The organism is Corynebacterium tuberculostearicum (assembly GCF_032821615.1).
GTDB classification, from domain to species: Bacteria; Actinomycetota; Actinomycetes; order Mycobacteriales; family Mycobacteriaceae; genus Corynebacterium; species Corynebacterium tuberculostearicum_H.
In genome coordinates this window covers 1-20,722 of sequence record NZ_JAVBIF010000002.1, presented here as the reverse complement: position 1 = coordinate 20,722, position 20,722 = coordinate 1, and the positions used below count along the sequence as shown (strand labels likewise).

Annotated in this window: 20 protein-coding genes; 6 read left to right on the top strand and 14 right to left on the bottom strand. The window is 61.1% G+C overall.

The features are described from left to right. Positions 1-13 precede the first annotated feature (13 nt). The 3 genes from RAE09_RS02885 (at position 14) to RAE09_RS02875 (ending at position 6,458) form a co-directional block, all read left to right on the top strand. Positions 14-772, top strand: coding sequence for a decaprenylphospho-beta-D-erythro-pentofuranosid-2-ulose 2-reductase (locus RAE09_RS02885; protein ID WP_250413170.1), 759 nt, complete (start codon positions 14-16; stop codon positions 770-772). 176 nt (positions 773-948) lie between these two features. Further along, a complete protein-coding gene (locus tag RAE09_RS02880; RefSeq protein WP_316980897.1) occupies positions 949-2,925 on the top strand; it encodes a galactan 5-O-arabinofuranosyltransferase in 1,977 nt (658 codons plus the stop codon). 74 nt (positions 2,926-2,999) lie between these two features. Then, positions 3,000-6,458 carry an arabinosyltransferase domain-containing protein gene (locus tag RAE09_RS02875; RefSeq protein ID WP_316980896.1) on the top strand — a complete coding sequence of 1,153 codons (3,459 nt, stop codon included), beginning with the start codon at positions 3,000-3,002 and terminating at the stop codon, positions 6,456-6,458. Here RAE09_RS02875 and RAE09_RS02870 read toward each other — a convergent pair. From RAE09_RS02870 to RAE09_RS02860, 3 genes are all read right to left on the bottom strand, one after another. Beyond that, positions 6,397-7,773, bottom strand: a complete 1,377-nt coding sequence (locus tag RAE09_RS02870; RefSeq protein ID WP_316980895.1) for a PepSY-associated TM helix domain-containing protein — start codon at positions 7,771-7,773, stop codon at positions 6,397-6,399. The two genes, RAE09_RS02875 and RAE09_RS02870, sit on opposite strands and share 62 nt — an antisense overlap. Positions 7,774-7,836: 63 nt before the next feature. After that, entirely contained in the window at positions 7,837-8,730 is an 894-nt protein-coding gene (locus RAE09_RS02865; protein WP_316980894.1) for an alpha/beta hydrolase fold domain-containing protein, read from the bottom strand. Positions 8,731-8,769: 39 nt separating this feature from the next. Next, positions 8,770-10,704, bottom strand: coding sequence for a M13 family metallopeptidase (locus RAE09_RS02860; protein WP_316980893.1), 1,935 nt, complete (start codon positions 10,702-10,704; stop codon positions 8,770-8,772). A 42-nt stretch (positions 10,705-10,746) separates the two neighbouring features. Between RAE09_RS02860 and RAE09_RS02855 the strand changes: the two genes are divergently transcribed. Further along, positions 10,747-11,328, top strand: a complete 582-nt coding sequence (locus RAE09_RS02855) for a hypothetical protein (protein WP_316980892.1) — start codon at positions 10,747-10,749, stop codon at positions 11,326-11,328. Further along, on the top strand, positions 11,329-12,180 hold the full coding sequence (locus tag RAE09_RS02850) for a PrsW family intramembrane metalloprotease (protein ID WP_316980891.1): 852 nt from the start codon (positions 11,329-11,331) through the stop codon (positions 12,178-12,180). 82 nt (positions 12,181-12,262) lie between these two features. Here RAE09_RS02850 and RAE09_RS02845 read toward each other — a convergent pair whose 3' ends face one another. From RAE09_RS02845 to RAE09_RS02805, 9 genes are all read right to left on the bottom strand, one after another. Beyond that, on the bottom strand, positions 12,263-12,580 hold the full coding sequence (locus RAE09_RS02845; protein ID WP_239206325.1) for a DMT family transporter: 318 nt from the start codon (positions 12,578-12,580) through the stop codon (positions 12,263-12,265). Further along, positions 12,577-12,936, bottom strand: coding sequence for a DMT family transporter (locus RAE09_RS02840; protein WP_316980890.1), 360 nt, complete (start codon positions 12,934-12,936; stop codon positions 12,577-12,579). Before RAE09_RS02840 ends, RAE09_RS02845 begins: the two co-directional genes overlap by 4 nt. After that, the gene (locus tag RAE09_RS02835; protein ID WP_316980889.1) at positions 12,933-13,238 is read right to left on the bottom strand and encodes an MGMT family protein; all 306 of its coding nucleotides are present in this window, start codon (positions 13,236-13,238) and stop codon (positions 12,933-12,935) included. Before RAE09_RS02835 ends, RAE09_RS02840 begins: the two co-directional genes overlap by 4 nt. 5 nt (positions 13,239-13,243) lie before the next feature. Next, entirely contained in the window at positions 13,244-14,071 is an 828-nt protein-coding gene (locus RAE09_RS02830; RefSeq protein WP_316980888.1) for a VOC family protein, read from the bottom strand. Then, the gene (locus RAE09_RS02825; protein ID WP_150851437.1) at positions 14,072-14,356 is read right to left on the bottom strand and encodes an RNA-binding S4 domain-containing protein; all 285 of its coding nucleotides are present in this window, start codon (positions 14,354-14,356) and stop codon (positions 14,072-14,074) included. It lies immediately after the preceding gene. 35 nt (positions 14,357-14,391) lie between these two features. Continuing rightward, positions 14,392-15,327, bottom strand: coding sequence for an alpha/beta hydrolase family esterase (locus RAE09_RS02820; protein WP_316980887.1), 936 nt, complete (start codon positions 15,325-15,327; stop codon positions 14,392-14,394). Beyond that, positions 15,320-15,649, bottom strand: a complete 330-nt coding sequence (locus tag RAE09_RS02815) for a YbjQ family protein (protein WP_316980886.1) — start codon at positions 15,647-15,649, stop codon at positions 15,320-15,322. Before RAE09_RS02815 ends, RAE09_RS02820 begins: the two co-directional genes overlap by 8 nt. Before the next feature lie 9 nt (positions 15,650-15,658). After that, entirely contained in the window at positions 15,659-16,333 is a 675-nt protein-coding gene (locus RAE09_RS02810) for a LysE family translocator (protein WP_005323229.1), read from the bottom strand. Between the two features lie 136 nt (positions 16,334-16,469). Further along, the gene (locus RAE09_RS02805; RefSeq protein WP_316980885.1) at positions 16,470-16,832 is read right to left on the bottom strand and encodes a LysE family translocator; all 363 of its coding nucleotides are present in this window, start codon (positions 16,830-16,832) and stop codon (positions 16,470-16,472) included. Positions 16,833-17,384: 552 nt separating this feature from the next. On the opposite strand from RAE09_RS02805, the gene RAE09_RS02800 reads away from it, so the two are divergent. After that, positions 17,385-19,388 (top strand): hypothetical protein, encoded by a 2,004-nt coding sequence (locus RAE09_RS02800; RefSeq protein ID WP_316980884.1) that lies wholly within the window; start codon positions 17,385-17,387, stop codon positions 19,386-19,388. A 280-nt stretch (positions 19,389-19,668) separates the two neighbouring features. Here RAE09_RS02800 and RAE09_RS11895 read toward each other — a convergent pair whose 3' ends face one another. Continuing rightward, positions 19,669-20,238: an RCC1 domain-containing protein gene (locus RAE09_RS11895; protein ID WP_394371983.1), complete on the bottom strand. Its 570-nt coding sequence runs from the start codon at positions 20,236-20,238 to the stop codon at positions 19,669-19,671. A 52-nt stretch (positions 20,239-20,290) separates the two neighbouring features. Continuing rightward, on the bottom strand, positions 20,291-20,722 hold a 432-nt coding region (locus tag RAE09_RS02795; protein ID WP_316980883.1), incomplete at its 5' end, for a transposase.

Sequence of the window (20,722 nt, the reverse complement as noted above, 5' to 3'; positions counted from 1 at the left end):
AGATTTACTGACCATGCTTAATGCAGTAGGCCAAGCACAACACATCCTGCTTCTGGGCGGCACCTCCGAGATCGGCCTCGGCGTCGTCTCCGAGTTCCTGCAGCGCGGCCCGGCCAAGGTCACCCTGGCCGCCCGCCCGGAGTCCCCACGCATCGCCCAGGCCAAGGATGACCTGGAATCCCGTGGCGCTGACGTAGAGGTCCTGGACTTCGATGCCACCGACTTCGATTCCCACCCGGACGTTATTAATAAGGCCTGGGCCCGCGGCGACGTCGACGTGGCCATCGTTGCCTTCGGCACCCTGGGTGACCAGGAAGAGCTGTGGCAGAACCACGACAAGGCCGTTGCCTCCGCACAGACCAACTACACCGCACCGGTGTCCGTAGGCGTGCTCTTGGGCGAGAAGTTCAAGCACCAGGGCCACGGCACCATCATCGCTATGTCCTCCGTGGCAGGCATGCGCGTGCGCCGTTCCAACTTTGTCTACGGCGCCTCCAAGGCCGGCGTGGACGGCTTCTACATCAACCTGGGCGAGGCCCTACGCGGCACCGGCGCCAACGTGCTGGTTGTGCGCCCAGGCCAGGTGCGCACCAAGATGTCCGCCGAGGCTGGCGACGCCCCACTGACCGTCAACGTCTCCGACGTTGCCGAGGCCACCGTCAAGGCCGTGCTCGAGGGCAAGCAGTCCATCTTCGTACACCCGCTATTTGAGTACGTTTCTTTGGCATTCAAGTTCATCCCGCAGGCCATCTTCCGCAAGCTGCCGTTCTAAACGCCGCAGCTTTCCGCGTAGGCGTAACCGCCCCGCCCCCGCTCTACCTCTCGCCGCACCCAGTGGCGAGGGAGGTGACGGGGGCGGTGGTGTATCAGGGGGATGCCGCCAAGCAAGTGCTGTCCTGCCCGCGCCAAATCTGGGCTGTGGGGCTTGGGTATGCGAAACTAATGGGCATGACAAGCACCGCTGTACCCGCCCAGTCAACGCCCGTGAGCGAGGATAACCGCACCGAAGCCTACCGCGCCGATGCGCTGACCCCTCGCGCGACCTTGCTGGGTATTGTGCTGGCCGCCCTGGCCGGTGGCGTGGTAACGCTGCTGGGCTGGTTTGCCTTCAAGACGGTCTCGCTGCCGTCCTTTAATACCTCCATGGTCACCCGCGCGTTGACCACGGTGGGAGTGGTACTCACGCTGGCCCTGGCCGGCGGGCTGTGCGTGTGGTGGCTCTATGACCACTACAAGGAGTCCTTTACCCGGCCGCGCTGGCGGTCCTGGCTGACCTACGCGGTCACCTATCTCTCCCCGGCGCTGTTGACCCTGGCTGCCGTGGGCCTGCCGCTGTCCGCCTCCCGCTTGTGGCTCGATGGCGTGCAGGTAGACCAGGCCTTCCGCACCCAGTTCCTCACCCGCTCCGTGGATGAGATGGGCTATGCGGACATGAACTACCAGGACATGCCGTCCTTCTATCCGATTGGCTGGTTCTGGTTGGGCGGCCGCTTGGGTGCGCTCATGGGAATTCCGGGCTGGGAGGTCTACCAGCCCTGGGCGCTCATCTCCATTGCCGTGGCCGGATGTATTTTGGTGCCCATCTGGCAACGCCTGACCAGTTCCCTGCCGGTCGCCACCGCCATCGCCCTGGTGACCACCGCAATTACGCTCACCATCGCGGCCGAGGAGCCCTATTCCGCGGTCATTGCCATGGGGCTGCCCGCCATTGCGGTACTGAGCGCCCGCGCCTTCCGCGGCTCCTGGCTGGCCACCCTGGGAATAACGCTCTACCTGGGAATTTCCGCTACGTTCTATACCCTTTTCACCGGTGCCGCAGCACTTACAGTAGTCAGCCTCATCGCGCTATTTACCGCGCTCTATGAGCATACGTGGCGCCCCATCCTGCGGCTGGTGATCATGGCGGTAGGCTCCATTGCCATCGCGCTCATCGCCTGGGGACCCTACGTATGGTCGGTCATGCACTCACCGGTGCCACTGCAGACCACCGCGCAGCACTACCTGCCGGAGGAAGGCACGCAAATTCCAGTGCCTTTCTTGTCTTTCAGCATTGTGGGCTTCCTCTGCCTCATGGGCCTTATTTACATCGTCATCCGCCTCAATGACGTGGAGGTACGCGCGCTGGGCATCTCCCTCCTTGGCACCTACCTGTGGACCGTGGTGTCTATGGTGGCAACGCTGGCCGGCACCACGCTGCTTAGCTTCCGCCTCGAGGTGATTGTGGTGCTCCTCTTTGCCACCGCAGGCATCCTGGCCCTGGCAGAGATTCGCCTACTCGGCGTGCACCGCCTCTACCCGGCGCGTTTCTCCCACACCACCAATAAGCAGATCACCGCGGTCTTTGGCATCATCTTGGCCCTGGCCGGCGTCTTCTATGCGCAGCAGATCCCGGAGGCCAACGAGGACGCCATCGATCACGCCTATAGCGATACCGATGGCTATGGCGAGCGCGCGGACCGCTTCACCAGCGATTCCGCCCACTACTACCTGGATATCCACAACTTCATTCAGGACCAGGGCTATACGCCGGATGAGACGGTGGTGCTTACGGATGAAAAGACCTTCATGTCTTATTACCCCTACTGGGGCTTTAACGCCTTTACCAGCCACTACGCCAATCCCTTGGGCGAGTTCAGCACCCGCAACGAGCAGATTGAAACTTGGGCCAATGATTCCTGGGATATGCAGCCGGATGAGTTCCGCAAGGCCTTGGATTCTGCTCCCTGGCGCAGCCCGGAAGTCATGATTTTCCGCGGCGACCTGGAAAACAAGGACGATGGCTTCAAGTTCCACCTGGCAGAAGATATCTATCCCAACCAGCCGAATATTCGCTACCGCGCGGTCTTCTTCAATGCCGACGTTTTTGATAAGGGCTGGAAGTTGCAGCAAACCGGCCCCTTTGTAACAGCCGTTCGCACCAAGTAAGTTCACCCACACTTCCCGCCCGCGGCAGGGTGTGCCCGCGGGCCGAGGGGGTTATCTGACGTAAACTAATCGCCGTGTCAGATAGCCTCACTACGAATACCACCCAAGCGCGACCTGCCGCTGACGGCTCCCGCTTCACCGCCGCCCCTGCGGGCCTGCGGTGGACCGCAATCATTGCCGGGCTGATTGGTTTCCTGTGTTTTGTAGCGACCCCGCTACTGCCGGTGACCCAAACCCAGTCCTCTTATGATTGGCCGCAGCATGATTCCGTGCAGTCCATCAACGCGCCGCTCATTTCCGTCGCCCCGGAGGACCTAAAGGCCAGCATCCCCATCTCCGCAGTCGATGAGCTGCGCGAGGGCCAGTCGATGGTCTACGGCACCGTCCCGCCGGAGTCCAAGAAGGCCTCCAACCGCGGCCTTTTCGTCCGCGTGAATGACGAGGGCCTGTCCGTTGTGTCCTTGGATGAGGTGCTGCTTACCCTCAACGCCAAAGAGGTAGCCAAGCTCCCCAAGGACGCCAAGATTGAAATTTCCGCTACGGGCGATGGCACCTCCGTGAGCGTGGGCGAGCATGAAAAGACCACCGAGGAGGATCTGCGCCCGCAGGTCACCGGCGTCTATACCGAAATCGACGATAAGGCTGACGTGCAAGCCCTGCTTGACGACGGCCTCAATGTCCACGTCGATATCAACTCCCGCTTTACCTCGTCCCCGACGTTGCTCAAGACCATTGCCATGTGGCTGGGCATCGCCATGGTGGTCGTGTCCCTGTTCTGCCTGTGGCGCATCGACCGCCTCGATGGCCGCCGCTTCGGCTTCATGCCCGAGACGTGGAAGAAGGTACGCCCGCTCGATGGCGTGGTCGCCGCCATTTTGGGATTCTGGTACATCCTCGGCGCCAATACCTCCGATGATGGCTTCATCTTCTCCATGAGCCGCGTCTTCGATCACGCGACCTACATGGCCAATTACTACCGCTGGTACGGCGTGCCGGAGGCGCCCTTTGGCGCTCCTTACTATGACTTGGTTGCCGTACTCTCCCAGATTTCTACCGCCTCGGTCTTCGTGCGCCTGCCGGGCCTGATTTCCGGGCTCATTATCTGGTTTATCCTCTCCCGCGAGATGCTGCCGCGCTTTGGCCAGCTTGTCGACGGCCGCCGGGTCGCCCACTGGACCGCAGCGCTGATGTTCCTGGCCTTCTGGCTGCCGTATAACAACGGCACTCGCCCGGAGCCCATCGTGGCGCTCGGCGTGATGTTTACCTGGGCTTCCTTCGAGCGCGCCATTGCCACCCGCCGCCTGCTTCCCGCGGCCGTGGGCACCATCGCCGCAACCATCACTCTGGCCGCCGGCCCCACCGGCCTTTTTGCCGTGGGCGTCTTCCTGGTCAGCCTGCCGCACCTCTTCCGCGCCATGGCCGAGCGCGTGCCATCCATGGGCGGTGGCGCCCTGGGCTGGCTTTCGCTCATTGCGCCGTTCCTGAGCGCTGGCACCGCCATCATGGTCGCCGCCTTTGGTGACCAAACGCTCTCCACCGTGCTGGAATCCACCCGCGTGCGCTCCGAGGTCGGCCCCTCCCTGCCGTGGTACGCCGAGTACGCGCGCTACTCCACCCTCTTCCAGGAATCCGTGGATGGCTCGCTGACCCGCCGCTTCGCGGTCTTCACCATGCTCTTCTGCCTGGTGCTCATCGTGGCGGCCTTTATCAAGAACCGTCGCGTCGTTGGTGCTGCCGTCGGCCCGACCCAGCGCCTGCTCATCATCGTGGCGCTGTCCATGTTCTTCCTCATGTTCACCCCCACCAAGTGGACCCACCACTTTGGCATCTACGCCGGCGTGGCCGGTGTCATCGCCGCCCTCGGTGCTGTGGTGCTCTCCCAGTTTGCGCTGCGTTCGCCGCGCGCTCGCACCTTCGCCATCGCCGCGGTGGTCTTCTTGCTCGCCATCTCCTTCGCCGGCTGGAACGCGTGGTGGTACGTATCCTCCTTTGGCATTCCATGGTGGGATCGCACGGTGCAGCTCAAGGCCATCGAGGCTAATAAGGTGCTGCTCGCCATCGCCCTCATCATCTTCGCCATCGGCGTGGTGCAGTCCCTGCGCCATAGCTACCGCAAGTCCCAGGCGGAAGAGGCTGGCGCGCTCGCTGAGTTTGAAAAGAATGCCGCCGCCAAGGTCTCGCGTTCGGCCGGCATCATGTCCGCGCCCATCGCCGTGGCCTGCGCCATCGTGGTAGCGCTTTCTTGTGCTTCCTTTGCCAAGGCCACCGTCTCCCAGGCGGATTCCTACTCCGTGGGCAAGGGCAACCTGGCTTCCCTGCGCGGCAATACCTGCGCGCTAGCGGATCAGACCATGGTGGAGACCAATACCAATGATTCCTTCCTGACCCCGGTGGATGGCGACTTGGGCGATTCCCTGGTGGATGAGGACGAAACCCACACTGGTTTCGATCCGAACTTCATCCCCGAATCCATCGAGCCGGAAAACCAGAACTCCGCCTCCGTGGGTGCCATCGCCGATGGCTCCAGCGATTCCTCCTCCGATAGCGCCGAGACCGCTACCTCCGGCGCGGATGCTGAATCCGGCGGCGCGAGCGGTTCCGCCGATTCCCAGGAGTCGAAGGAAAAGAAGGAAAAGAAGTCCAAGGAAACCACCAATACCTCTGAGGGCGGCGTGCGCGGCACCCAGGGCGTCAATGGTTCCACCATGCACCTGCCGTTCAACCTGGATTACACCAAGGTGCCGGTGCTCGGTTCCTATAACGAAGACCAAGACTCCACCTCTGAGGTGACCACTAAGTGGTACAACCTGCCAGAGGTCAAGGACAATACCCCGGTTCTCGCCGTATCTGCAGCCGGCAATATCTACCACCACGATGTCAACGGGGTAGAGCAGGAAGGCATGAAGCTTAGCCTCGAGTACGGCACCATCGATGACTCCGGCAAGGTCACCAACACCGGCGAGGAAGAACTCTCCGCCGTCGGCGCCACGCCCAAGTGGCGCAACCTGCGCCTACCGCTGGATAAGTTGCCAAAGGATGCCAACGTGGTGCGCCTGGTAGCAACGGATGATTCCACCGATGAGGATGACTGGCTGGCCTTTACTCCGCCGCGCGTCCCAGAGCTGGACACCATCAATAACCAGTTCTCCAAGGACACCCCGGCGCTATTGGACTGGGCCGTAGCCCTACAGTTCCCGTGCCAGCGCACCTTTGACCACTTTGCCGGCGTCACGGAAATCCCGGAGTATCGCATCCTGCCGGACTCCTCGGCACAGACCTCGCTGACGGACTTCCAATCCTTCTCTGGTGGTGGTGCCATGTCCACCGCGGAGGCGGTCAACTACTCCTATGAGATCCCGAGCTACCTCAATAATGATTGGGCCCGCGACTGGGGTGCCATTGAAAAGTACGAACTGCGTACCGATTCACAGGGCAATGCCCCAGTGCCAGCCGAGATTGATTATGAGGACGTTACCCGTTCCGGACTGTGGAAAGACTCCGAGATGAAGATTCGCCCCGAGGGCGAGGAGTAACCTCCCCAGCGGCCGCGCCCCGATCCCGCTTCGGGGCGCGCAGGCGCCGCACGATCCAATCACCTACGAAAAAGAGCAATAGCGAAGCGCCAAAGAGAGGCGCGGTGATTGAGTAGGCCACCACCCCCGCCAGCACGGCGGGGGTAATTTTTAGCTCGGGCAGGCTGCGGCGCGGTTTCTTCCACCACATCCACAGGCCCGCAATGCTCACCACGAGCAGGCCGAGGGCGAGCACCGCCAATGCAACCTGGCTATAGATTCCAAAAAGCGTACCCATGTGCAGCTGGATGAGCCACGAAGTAAGCTGCGCGGCAAGCGGCCAATCGGCCGAATTGATGCGGTCGATGACCTCCCCGTTCGGAGTAACCGCCACGGCGTCGCTGCGTAATTTGAAGGCCGCACGAGCCTCCCGCACGCCCCACGCATCGCCGGGCTTTTCCGGCGGAGTCATTTCCAGCACTCCGGTCAAACCCTGGCTACGGGCGGTCGATTCTGCAGTTTGAGCTCCGGCGAGTTCTGCGGCACCGTGGTGTCCCGTATGCCCGGCGTGACCCGCGTGCCCGGCGTGGTTGGCATGCTCCCCCGCCCCAGTACTAGCCCCCGCTTCTGCAACGGAGGTCGCCACGGACGGTTCCTTCCAATTAAGTTCCTCCCGCACCTTGCCAATACCTGTGCCCGCCACCAGCGACCATGTCAGGCCGGTAACGGTAAGAAAGAGGAAGCCCGGCAACAACCAGGCACCCACGCGGGCGTGCAACGCCAGTACCGTGGAGCGCTTCTTCTTATTCCTTTGTTTACGCTTGAGCCACAGGTAGAGACCGAGGATGCTCAGCGCCCCGAGCCACGAGGCCGCAAGTTCGGCATAGAGGCGGCCAGGCTCGCCCAACCATAGGGTGCGGTGGCCATTAGAGGCCCACGTACGGAAAGGCAGCGCCCGCGAGCCGCCATATTGTTGTAGTTCGCCAGTGATGTGCAGGTCCACCGGGTCTACAAAGACAGCGTGGGTATAGCTGGAATTGGGGGCGGTGGGGTCGTCGAAAAGCACGCGGGTGGTCTCTTGCGGGTCTTCGGAAGGCTCAACCCGAACCACCGTCCCATCCGGGTGCTGGCGCTGGGCGGCGGCAATCTGTTCATCAAGGCTGCGCGGGCTGCCTTGCGCGGTGGCTGTCACCTCATCGTGGTAAATCCACGGTTCAAAGGTGGGCGCCAAGGCATAGAGAAACCCGCTTAACGCTGCGACGATGAGAAAGGGCGCAATGATTACGCCGGCGAATTTATGCAGGCGCGATAGCGCGCCATGAGTGGATATGGTCATGCGGAACTAGTCGCGATCCTATTGAAACTAGTTCCCTTTTAGCATGGAACCTCCAGGCAATTGTTATTTTTCTAGCTCTCTTGCCAGGAACGCGGCCGCATCCCGCACGCGCTGACGGGCAACCGCCGGGGTAGACACGCGGTGGGTGGAAACATAATCGCGTGCCACGGCGCCGGGCACAGAAACACGCGCAGCAATCTCATCCTCGGTCGCGGTCTGGACGAAAATATCCGGGCAGAGCTTAGAAAGGTCCGCCGGAATTGCATAGCCGGCACGGAGGTCCTCCGGCAGATTTTCCAGGGCGCCGAAATCGGGGAAGGTGAGCAGGAGGGCGTCGGCAGGCGCAAGCGCCGCCAATGCCGCGCCGGAAGAATATCCCCAAGTGGTGACGCTGGAAGCACCCTGCTTGCGGGCATAGTCGATGGCGTGCTGCACGGCAGTGACCATCTCCGCCACGGTGTGTTCGGGGGCAAGCGGATAGTCCACATCGATGATGGTGGTGCCAGATAGCTGCGCGGCGGCTGCTACCTCGGGGCGCCATTGCATCTCTAGTGCCTGGCCAGCACCGCGCCACCAGCCGCCCGAGTGGAGCGACACCGCCCAGCGGCCGGTGGGCTGTGTGGGCCGAAAAATAGCGCCCACCCCGGATTCCTCTACAGTAATGCCATCCGTGTACGCAGTTCCCGGCAGCGCATGGTCCACCGCAGTGCCGAGCACCATCATTGCCGCATGGGTAATGCGATCCGGCAAAAGCGCGCAATACTGATCCGCCTCGGGGGAGCCACCCCCAGCCCACGGTGGGCGGAAATCCGGGGTGTCATAGTGGGCGTCGATATAGGCAACGAGCTGCTCGAGCTGTTCCTTCTCCCCCATCTGGCGGTCTTGACCGCCGATGTGCCACTCTTGGCCGGGCTCCAGCGGGCGGTGCGGATCCTGGTTAGCATCTGCGTTAGTCATGCCACCGAGCCTACGCGCACCGCCTACCGGCGGAAAGGTCTACCAAATGGTGACGCGATCCTCCGGCGCAATGTACATGGCAGAATCCTCTGCCACGTCAAAGGCCTCGTAGAACTCCGCAATATTGGCCGCAATGAGGTTGCAGCGGAACTCCGCCGGCGAGTGCGGGTCAATGGCTAGGTACTGCGTAGCCATCTCCGGACGGATGGCGGTGCGCCATACGCGGGCCCAGGACAGGAAGAAGCGCTGCAGGCCATTGTAGGTGTGCTCAGCCAGCTCTGGCTCAGCACCGTCTACCTCGAACTTTTCCTCCTTGCCCTGCAGGTCGATGCCTTTATCGGCGCAGTAGTTCTTAAAAGCCACCACGGCGATACCCAAGCCACCCAGGTCACCAATGTTCTCGCCCAGGGTAAAGCTGCCGTTCACCCCAGTAGATTCGATGCCGGCCTCCTTGAGCACCGTCGGTACCTGGCCATTGAACTGCTCCACCAGCTTGGCGGTGAGCTTTTCAAAGGCGGCGCGATCCTCATCGGACCACCAGGAGTTCAGGTTGCCCTGACCATCAAACTGCGAGCCTTGGTCATCAAAGCCGTGGCCAATTTCGTGGCCGATGACAGCACCGATGGCGCCGAAGTTTTCTGCGGCATCGGCCTTCGGGTTATAGAACGGCGGGCGCAGGATTGCCGCCGGGAAGGTGATGTCATTGACCACTGGGTTATAAAAGGCGTTGACCGTTTGCGGGGTAGTCACCCATTCATCGCGATCGGCCGGCTTGCCAATCTTGGCCAGCTCAAAGTCATGAGAAAAGGCGGAGCCGGCACGCGCATTGGCCAGCAGGTCCCCGCCCTTGCCGGAGACCTCGAGGCCGGAATAATCGCGCCAGGAATCCGGGAAGCCAATCTTGGCCTTGAACTGGGAAAGTTTCTCCAAGGCACGCTCACGGGTGGCCGGGGTCATCCACTCCAGCTGAGAGATGCGCTCGCGGTAGGCAGCAATGAGGTAGGCCACCAGCTCATCCATCTCGCGCTTGGAGGAAGCCGGGAAGTGCTTATCCACGAATACCTGGCCAATCTCTTCGCCCACGAGGGACTCAGCCAGGCCTACCGCGCGCTTCCACCGGTCGCGCTGCTGGGTGGCGCCGGAGAGCTTGGTGCCGTAGAACTCAAAGTTCTTCGCGCCTACTTCCTCCGGCAGCATGGCCGCGCGGGAGCGCAGGATGTGCCAGGTGGCCCACAGCTGCCAATCGGCCATGCGCTCGGAGGTAAAAAGGCTCTCGAAGTGCTCGAGGTAGGACGGCATCATATTGACTACGCGGTGCTCCGGCAGGTTGCCGCCGGAGAGCACGGCGCGAGCCATGGTGGGCAGCTCACCAAACTCACACGGGTTATAGGTCTTGACCGCATCGCGGGTAGAGACCACATCCCAATGGCCAGCGGCAAGTTCCTTTTCCAGGCCCACGATGCGCTGGGCGGCTACCTCGGCGCCCAGGCCGAAAAGGCGGGCTGGGTCGAGGAACTCCAGCATCTCTGCCACATGCTTTTCATAGGCGGCCAGCGTTTCGGCGTGGGCTTCCTCACGGTAATAGGCTTCATCCGGCAGGCCCAGGCCGGATTGAATGACATAGGCAATGGCGTCCTCGGAACCAGAGTCCTTGGATACCCAAAAGGTCACCGGGGAGCCCACACCGGTGCGCTCGAGTTCACCCAGGCGTTGCGCTAATTCCTCTGGGTCGGCCGCGCTCAAGCGGTCCAGATCCGCATCCAATGGAGCCATGCCGGCCGCATTGACTCCCTCGATGTCCATAAAGGAGGCATAGAGCTTGCCCGGTCGGCCGGTGTCCTTTTCCACGATTTCGTGGACGAGTTCTTCGGCTTCGTCGCGCAGCGCGTGAAAGGTGCCGTCCACGCCGCGGTCATCGGGAATAACGTGGCTTTCCAGCCAGGGTCCATTGACTAGTTGATAAAGATCTTTCATGCTTGCCACTCTAGGGCAAAGCGACAAGATAAGGTGTGGTCCATGAATTTTTATCGCTTTCCTCCAGCGCATCCGCGGCGCCTTTTCTGCGCCGTCATTGCGTTCGTGGCGGTGGTTCTTGCCCTGCCCATGATCGTGCAGGCGGCGCTGGGGGATTCTTCCCCAGACGTCGAGCAGGTCACCCTGGCCGAGCCCAGCCAGGACTGGGAGATTGACGTTCCCGATCTTTATTGCGAGCGCGACTATGAATCCCTCGCCAGCATCGGCTGGAACTGCGGCGATGTCAGCGTACAAGCCACCCTTACCGAGGATGCCAAAGACGATGCCACCACCTTGCGCCGCATGGTTCGCGCCCTCGCCATGGCTCCCCTGCCGGCCGATGCCCCTACCTTCGACGGCACCAACGGAGCGCTCCTGCTTGCCGACGCCCCCTCCTCCACCGCCGCCCTCTCCCTCGACGGCACCGGCGAGGACGAAAACAAGGATTGGGTGGTTACCGTGACCGGCAAGGGTGAGCAAGCCCGCGCCACCGCCTCTCGCATTTGGCATGCCTTCGGCCAAAAGGATCTACCCGCTGCGGCCGATGCAGAATTCGCTGACTTCTCCGGGGAGTTGATGTTCTAGATGTCTAAGCTCTTTCGCACCACGCTGTGGATCCTATCCGGCATCGGACTCATCGCCTTCTTTTTCCAGACGCTAAGCACATTTTTGATTTCTCCCCTGATGGGCCTGCTCAGCCTGCTCATCGCCGCCATACTCGTGGCGCTGGTCATCTACCTGCTGCAACGCAGCCCCATGTGGGCCCGCCCGGCGCGCCTATGGGCCACGCTGGCTTTCCTTTGGGGCGGCGGAGTAGCCGTTGCCTTGGCGCTTATCAGCGCTGGGCCGGTCATGCAGCTCGCCATTGGCTCCGGCTGGGTCGACGCCATGATGTCGTGGAGCGGTGCCTATCCGGAAGAAATTTCTAAGGCCACCGGCGTGATCTTCGTGCTCATGTCCTTCCGCCAGCTCAACCGCCCATGGCATGGCTGGATGGTGGGCGCAGTGGTGGGCCTTGGCTTCGAGGCCTGCGAAAATATCCTCTACGGCGCCATGGGCGCCACCATGCATCCTGATAGCGATATCCAGGGGCTTTTTGAAATGTGGGGGCTGCGCCTTATCGCCGGCCCTGGCCTACACGTATTGCTCACCGCGCTGGCCGGCTGGGGCATCGGCTGGGCGCTCTATGCCGCCGCCAAACCCGGGTGGTGGCGCATCGGAGTCTTCCTCGGCGCCCTAGCCGCCTCATTCACCCTGCACTTTTGCTGGAATTACCTGCACGATTCCGAGGCGGCCTCGATCATCCAAGCCGTTGTCATGGCGCTTATTCTTTACCCCACCAGCGTGTGGCTTGTACTGCGTGGCAATAAGCTCGCCAAGGCTGACGAGAGCTACAGCCACAGCACCACCGAAGACGCGCTAGCCTTCGTGCGCTAAAGCCACCGACCACTGTGCAAAACAAGCACGTTTCGCCCTTTTCACCCCCCGTGAGAGACGAAACGTGCTTATTTTGTCAGTGCTACGCACCAGCTTCTACCAGCAGCACTCCCCCGACAATCAGCACCACGCCCAGGGATTTTAGCCAGGTAAACGGCTCCTTAAACAGGAGGTATGAGGCGATGGCGGTAAGCGCAACGCCGGTAGCCGCCCAGATGCCATAGGCCACGCCCAGGTCCATGCCGGCCTTGAGCACGAGCGCCAAGAAACCATAGGCGCTGACATAACACAGGGCGACGAGCACAACCCAGAAGCGACGGCCGGTCACCGCGGACATGCGCAGGCACAACGTGCCGGTGACCTCAATGGCGGTGGCGAGGAAAAGCAGGAACCAGATCATTGCGGTGCCACCTCCACCGTGCGGTTTTCATCCTCGTGCGGTTTCGCGCCCATTTCCACGCAGAATACGCCGGCCATAATGAGCGCGATGCCAGCGAGTTTTACTGCACCGAGCGGCTCGCCAAAGAGCGCGGCGGAAAGCAGAGCAGTGGAAATAACTCCACCAGATGCCCAGAGACCATAGGCCACGCCCACGTTGACACCTTCTTGCATCACGCGGTGCAGCAGCACGAAAGCAAGGATGAAGCAAAAAGCGGCCACGCCATAGATCCAAAAATGATCCACGGCGAATTTCAGGGCGACGGTGCCCACGACTTCGCTGGCAATCGCAAGAAAGAGAATGACCCAGGCCCTCACCCCATCAGCTCCTGTAATTCGCGGGCGTCGATTCCGTGCTCGTGCATTTTAACGCGGCCGTTGGCGTGCGCGATGGCCTCGCGATCCCAGAACTCCGCGGCGCGGGCGGGATCGTGGGAGGCGCCATCGGCGCGGACCACGCGCCACCATGCAGCACCGCCGCCGTGGCGCTTTAACACGGTGCCGACGTTGCGCGCACCGCAGCCGGCCACCTTGGCCACCTCGCCATAGGAGGTGACATTGCCGGGTGGGACTACAGCAACGACCGCCAATACGCGCTTGACCAGTGGCGACTCACTCATCGCAATTATTGCGGGTCGAGGCCGAGCACATCATCCGATTCGGTCGGTTCCTCTTCGGGGGCGTCTTCGACCTCGGCGAGGGTGATGGTTGCACCGGTGGAATCGGCTAAAAGGCACATGCGGCCGAAGGGCGAATCCCACGGTTCGCGGATAACCTCGCCACCCAGTTCCACGGCCTTCTTCGCAGCGGCGTCGATATCGCGCACGCCCAAATAGGTCTGCCAGAAGCTCGGGACCTGCGGCGGGAACTGCCCCTCGGCGTTCCACAGGCCGGCAAACGGTGCACCGTCTTCTTCCGCGGTGGCATAGATGAAGTTCTCATCCTCGGACTGCATGGCGCGGATCTCCCAGTTGAATAGCTCGCCATAAAAATCCATCGCGCTCTGGAAGCCCGAGGTAGCGGTGAGCTCGTGCCAGACCGGGGTGCCGGGCTCGCCGGCGGCCACGAAGTGCTCTGGGCCGGCAGGTTGGATGAGGCCGAACATGCCCCCGGCGGCGTCGACAAGCAGGGCCATGTGCCCCAGCTGCACCTGCTGCGGCTCCACCAGGATGCGCCCGCCTAGGCTCTCGGCGCGCTGGCAATCGCCCGCAATGTCCTTGGAGAGGAAGTAGGTCACCCAGGTATCCGGCATGGGTGCCTCTTCCGGCTGCGGGATAAGCCCGGCGATGGGCAGGCCCTGCAGGCGCGCCATCTGATAGGGCTTTTCCTCTGCGGACTCGGCGGAAATCTCCCAGCCCAGCACCTGCTCGTAGAAGTGTGCGGACTTGCGCGGATCCGAGGTGGTCAGGTCAATCCAGTAGGGCATGCCCACTTCAGCTTCGAATGCTGGCATCTACATATTCCTCCACTTTTCCGGATCAAAGTCATCGTCGGCCGTGGCTTCATCAAAGTAATCATCGTCATCGTCCGGCTCGCCCACGCGCGCGCAGGCATCCTCGATGCACACCTCATCGCCTGGGTGGAGCGTGGCGCCCCGGCGCGTTTCGGGTTCGCCATTGACCGTGACCACGCCTTCTGCGATGAGCTCTTTGGCCTCGCCGCCGGTAGCCACCAAGCTGGCCAGCTTGATGAACTGGCCCAGTTTGATGGAGTCGCCGTTGATAGGAATGTCTAGCATGCCGCCCAGCTTACCCAGCCCGCGCGCCGCGCTGGCTACGGGTGGGCGATATGGAAGAAATCCAGGACCGTATCGGTGGTCCACTCCGCTTTCACCAAACCGGAATGGTCCGTGGCCCCACCGTTCCACGTGTGCGTGCCGCCGTGGATGGTGTACTGCTCGGTGCGCGCATCACATACCCGCCAGGTGAAGTGCTCCACTGCTTCTTTCCGACGCCTCTGTGGAAACGGATTGCACCCATTCTCTTTCGCAATCCCGCGCAGCGATTGTTTGACCGAGTGGTAGTGCGCTCCGTGTTGGCGCCCACCGCCATATTTCATCAGCACATCCTCGGTGCCGTGGATATCCAGGTAATCGGTGGGCTCGCTGGCGCAGTCTTTTTCCACGCGGTCATATTTTGCCGCCGAGACCGTGGCCACCGCATCGAATAGGCCCGGCCGCTTGCAGGTCACCGCGCGGGCGAATCCGCCGCCATTGGAAAAGCCCACGCCATAGGTGGTGTCCGTGGCGGGATAATGGCGCCGGACGAAATCAATCGTGTCATCCACGTACTTGAGGTCATCTTCCAAGCTGGTTACCGCATAGGGTGCCGGTGCCCACGCCTTGCCCGCGCCTTGGACGAACACCGTGATGGCATCGCCCTGGGAGAGATCGGTGCCTTTGAACATATTGCCGGCATCCATCTCATAGCCGTGCATAGCCACGACCACGGGCAAGCGATGGTGCTTGTCGGCATTAAACGGCACATGCACCACAAAACTGCGGTTATTTTGCAGGTTAATGATCTGGTAGCGTCCATTGGCCGTTGTGCCTTGGTCCGGCAGCGTGGTGATATAGCCGTCGGCCGCGCCGTGCGATTCATTCGGCACGCTTCCCGGCAACGGCGGCTCGTCCTCGCACCCGGCCATGAGCCCGGCGGCCGCGCATAGCCCAGCGCACAGGGCCAATGTCTTCTTGCCGACCTTAATCACTAGCGCGCAGCTTCACCGCCGTGCCGGTAGCCGTGACCATCAGCATGTCATTCGACGTCCCCATGGGCGAATAATCAAAGGCGATGCCCACCACGCCATCGGCCCCGAGCTCCTGCCCGCGGCGCCACAGCTCATCGAGCGCCGCCTCACGCGCCTTGATGGCCTCGCTTTCGTACCCGGCGGAGCGCCCACCAGTGATATTGCGGAGGGATGCCCCAAAATCTTTGAGCATATTAATACCGATGACCGTTTCCCCGGCAATAATGCGGATATAATCCGTAATCTCATAGCCATCAACGGTATTGGTAGTGGTAAAAATCATGGCCCCAGATTACATGGCTATAAGTCCACGCACTCCCTCAAAAAGGATGATGACACCCAGCAGAAGGAAGACCACGCCGCTGACAATATCCACCCAGGCGGAGTTCTTAGCCATCCACTTCGATACCGCGCGGGTGCTCAAGGCCACGCCGACAAAAAGCACGAGGCTTTCCAGAATCAATACGGCACCCACCATGAGATTGGCGCCGATGCCCATGCCGGGATCGATGAAATTGGCAAAGATGGCGCCAAAGAAGATGACCACCTTGGGGTTCGAAAGATCGCAGATAAATCCCATGCGATAGGCAGTGCCCGCCTTGATGATGCCGTCCGGTGTAAACCCGCGCGGCTGCGGGGCGCGGGTTTCGGTGCCCACGACGGTTGCGGGCGCGCGACGCTCCTTGATGCCACCGGTAATGGCGGTATAGGCCATCCACAGCAGGTAACAACCACCGAGAACCTGCAGCGCCACGAGGATCCCAGGATGCGCAGAAATCAGCGCGGACAGCCCCGCCAAGGAGGCCACGGTCCAAATGGTAAGGCCGGTGGTACTACCAAGCGCCGCCCATACGGCTGCACGCGTAGAACGCGCACCTAAGCGAATGATTTGCACTACGTCTGGGCCCGGCGAGGCCATCGCCGCGAACCACACGCCCATCAAGGTCACGAGGGCGCTAATAGCCACCTAACACCTCCATACTCGCATGCCATTGGATCAACGCATGCCACTATAAGGACGCTCTCACCTGCAGCGAAACAGGTAAGTTCTGTGATTTAGGTAGCTCCTATATCAACTCTTTTATAGAAATCCGCCACCTGCACTAACCAAAGAGCTCGATGATGCCCTCCACGGCCATAACGAGTCCCAGCACCGCAAAAATGAAACCGGAAACGATATCGATGGCCGCGGAATGATGCGCAATCCAGCGCGAAGCCGCGCGCACAATGAGCGCAAAGGTAGAAAACCACGTCACAGACATCGCCAAGAGGATCACCGCTACCGCAACAGTCCACGTGGGCGACATATCGGGGCGAATAAACTGCGCGAAAACCGCGCCGAAGAACACGAGTGCTTTCGGATTGGACAGGTTCGTAACCACCCCGAGCTTATAGGCGCGCCACCCAGTCATGTCATCAATGCTGCCGGCCGCAATGGCCTGTTCCGTGTAATTCTCAGTGCCCACCACCACGGTGGGTACGCGGCGGACTTAAAACCGGAACGAATCGAAGACACGCTCATAGGGACAAAAGCCCCCCAATGAGTTGCAGCGCACCCAACACACTAGGCCGTGCAGTGATCACCGCGGAGCGCCAGCCAAGGATGCTGTCACCCAAAACTCTGTGCCGCTGCACACCCCAACGCACACATCAACCCGGCGCGGGTCGCCCGCGGGGTCACACGGATGACTTGAACCAAGTGGAGTTCCGTTTCAATAACTAGTGAGATTCGTTGATGATTCTCGTCGAGTGTTGAGTCAGGACTAGTGCCCGGCGCTTTTGCAAGGGGCCTACCCGCGTAGTTGTACATCGTCCGTCGTGCGCCGCTCCGCGGTGGGGAGGAGCCCGATGGGGCGCGGGACTATGCCCATCGAGACGTAGGTCGTGTCCGCCTCGGGGTGATGCGCCGCTAGTTCGGCTCGCTTCCACGACAGAACGAGGAGCCGGCGCGACGATCGACGTGGACGACGGCTCCGCCCAAGGGGACTGCTGTACGATCAGGCAACAACTTCAAATTCGTGCCACTAGGCGCCCCCGAACTGTATAGAGTGACGCCTACCGGGAGGGAGATTCGAGTGTCGGAAAGCGGACCAGAGAAGAGACTGAAGTTCTTCGGCCTCAGCGACTACGGAACCTTCTGGCAGGCCGACCGCCTCCTAGAGCTCGTCCGTGAATTCGATGCTACTCGTGGCGATCAAGGCATAAACGACATCGTTGAGTTGCATCATCTCGCGTTGTTCCTAGAACACAAAGTTCTCCCGAAGGACCTGGCCGAAGCAGAGCGAGACGCGCCTCTGGCGCACGTCCCCGAGATCCGGGAAGTCATCGGCAGGTTTTTCGGCAAAGTGACTGACGCCACCTTCTCAACGCTCGTTCAGGACGTTGACTTTCAGTACCGCACAGACGTCCTCGATCTCCTCGGAAAAAACAAGGTCTTCGAGCGCTGCACTGACTCGATCGTGCTTGCTGCACTTCAAGAGCAGAGTTTCCACCCGCACGATCTGCTCTCATGCCAGGCACTCGTGCGTGCCTACGACCAGGAGATTCGGGCCCTGCTACTCGATGAGCCGCGCAATGCTGAGCTGCTTGCGCGGAAGTTCCTCCAGTCCGAGGGGCGGGATCCAATCCATCTTCCGAAGAGCTTCACTCCCGCGGATCAGCGTGGCCTGTTTGACCGCTACCTCGATGAGGAAGAGCCCAACCTCAACTTCGTCAAGCTGATCGCATCCGCACGAGCTGACAAGAACACCGGCGTCGATGCACGACTGAAGCTAAAGGCTCGTCGCAAGGCAGATGCGCTCACGAAGAAGATGTTCGAGTCCACGGAGGGGATCAAGACCGGCTGCGAAGTGGGCATCTCGGCCGATCAGGTCGAAGAGGTCGTCCAGTCTTTGGACGGCATGGTTGGCAAGTACTCCTACAGTCGAACCTGGCTCACGGAGAACCTCGACTACCCGACTATCCTGAATAACTTTGTTCACCTGTTCCAGTTCGCCAACGACCACATGCTCCTGGAACTCCCTTCCTACGGAGCGCAACTTGGCGTCTTCGAGCGGTTCATGGGTACGCCGGGCAAGGGCGACTACCGGACGGGGGCGGTGTTCAGGCTCAAGGATCAGGCGTCCTTGCTCCAGACCTTGATGTACGAGCGCTTCCTCAGCTCCGAAGGTATAGAGCTCGAGTCGGTCATCGCTTGGTTCTTCACGGACTACCTTGAGCAGGAGTTCGGTGCCAAGGGGCTGAAGTACCGCGCCTCCAGCCCGACCGCTACCTACCTTGAGAAGAGCCGCCATCTGTTCTCAGAGATGGAGAGCGTCCTCAAGCAGTTCACGCTGCATGTCGACTACGGCGAGGTTGACCCGGAGCTGTTGACAATCACATCGGAGCAGCTTTCCTACGGCGACATCCCGAGTCAGGTTGTGGATAAGTACGCCTACGTTGCCAACAACGCGGACATCCAAGGAATTCAGCACCTGCTCTTCTCGGACCAATCCGGATTGGTGCACATCAGCAGCGATCTGGAGGCAGAGAGCTTCCTCCACTTGGTCATCGCCAATGACATCGCCTACGACCAGTTCCACGAGTACCAACAGCGCAACATCGACTTCCTGGTCGAGAAGGGCATCCTGACCGGAGATCGTGACCGAATTGCGTTTGCAAGCGCGCCACAATTGCATGTGCTCAAGGAACTCTGGGAGTACGAGGTGACGAGCTGTCTCCATCATTCGGCGGCCGGCCAGAAAGCCATTGACGAGATGGTGAGCGCCGGATGGCTGGCGCATCGATCAACGCTGCTCAGCGCCGCGGAGGTCAGCTACTTCAACTACTTCCTTAACGATAAGGAGTTCAGCAACGGACCTAGCCTGCGCAACCGCTACCTCCATGGATCACAGGCAGACGGTGACGACGACCGCGTTCACCGCCACACGTATCTAACAGCGCTCCGCCTACTCGTTGCGCTGGTCATCAAGATCAACGATGACTTCTGCCTGACGGATAACGCCGTGCTCGCGAAGGAATAGGGGCCGACCGCTGGCATGTCGAGCCCTCTTCAGATCCCTAGTATGTGGCGTCTCAGCCGGGTTCCCTGCCGGCGTGATGGCGCGGTACCTCCTTCGTGGCGTCCTGCAGGCTGACCCACGTCGAGGGTGAGCCTGTGTCCCCTGATCAGTGGCGAGCACTGACCGTGGGGAGGGGGAGCACGTGAACCCCGTGTTCAGATGTACCTATGTGCCGGAACTCGGTGGAGTTTAGATTCAACGTGTGATCGACCGCCGATTATCGGGCACGCTGGACTTCAGTTCATCTGTGGTCGAGCGGCCCAGGCGTCGACATTGCATTGCTGCTCGGTGTGGTCGCCCGCAGCCCGAGCGAGTGTCTCGCTCCGGCTGCGATCGCTGTGATGCCGGTCCATGACTGGACATCGCACTGGCCGAACTGGTTGTCGCCCGTTCCGAAGACCCTTCCGGTCTGGCTCAGTGCGAGCGTATGGACGGAGCCGGCCGCCACTGAGGTGATGCTTCTCCACGATGACACCTCGCACTGGCCTCTGCTGTCGTCGCTGACGGCGACGACGGTGCCGTCTTCGTGTAAGCCGACGGTGTGCAGGTAGCCGGCAAAGACCCCGGACACGTGTGTCCACCGGGCGACGTCGGTCTGCCCTCGCTGATTGTTGCCAGTTGCGAGGGCTGTGCCGTCGCGTCGAACTGCGATTGTGTGCCAGTCGCCGCATCCGATCTCAGTTGACCATGATCTCGCTGTAGATTGTCCTACGTGGGGGGGTGTTCCTATATAGGTTGTCAACCTAGCGGGTGGAGAAATTGGGGGCGGATTCTCTCTGCGGGGTTGTTTGGTCGTGTTGTTTTCGGGCATGGCTGCTAGCCGACTGGGATTTTACCCGGTCGGCTATCTTTACTCTTAGTGTCTAGGCGGCTAGGTCTTCCTGTGATGGTGTGGGATCGTGGTAGTGCTCGTGGTTGCGCATCATGGCGTAGAGGACGTTGAGTCGTCTGCGGGCTAGTGCTACTACTGCGGCGTTATGTCTCTTGCCTTCACGGCGCTTTCGTTCATAGAATTGCCGGGAACGCTCGTGGAATCTGATCGATGCAAAAGATGATTGCCATAGGGCGTTCTTTAATTTTTTATTGCCGGCTCGGTTCAGTGAGTTCGACATGATCGAGGTCCCGGACTGATTCGTTCGGGGCGATAAACCAGCGTAAGAGGCTAGGTGCCCAGCTGACGGAAAGTCGGACATATCGCCCGCGGTCATGAGAATTTGTGCTGCCGTCTTTGGTCCGATTCCTGGCATGGATAGCAGGATTTGAGTGTGGGGGATGTCGTTGATGAGCTCGATGAC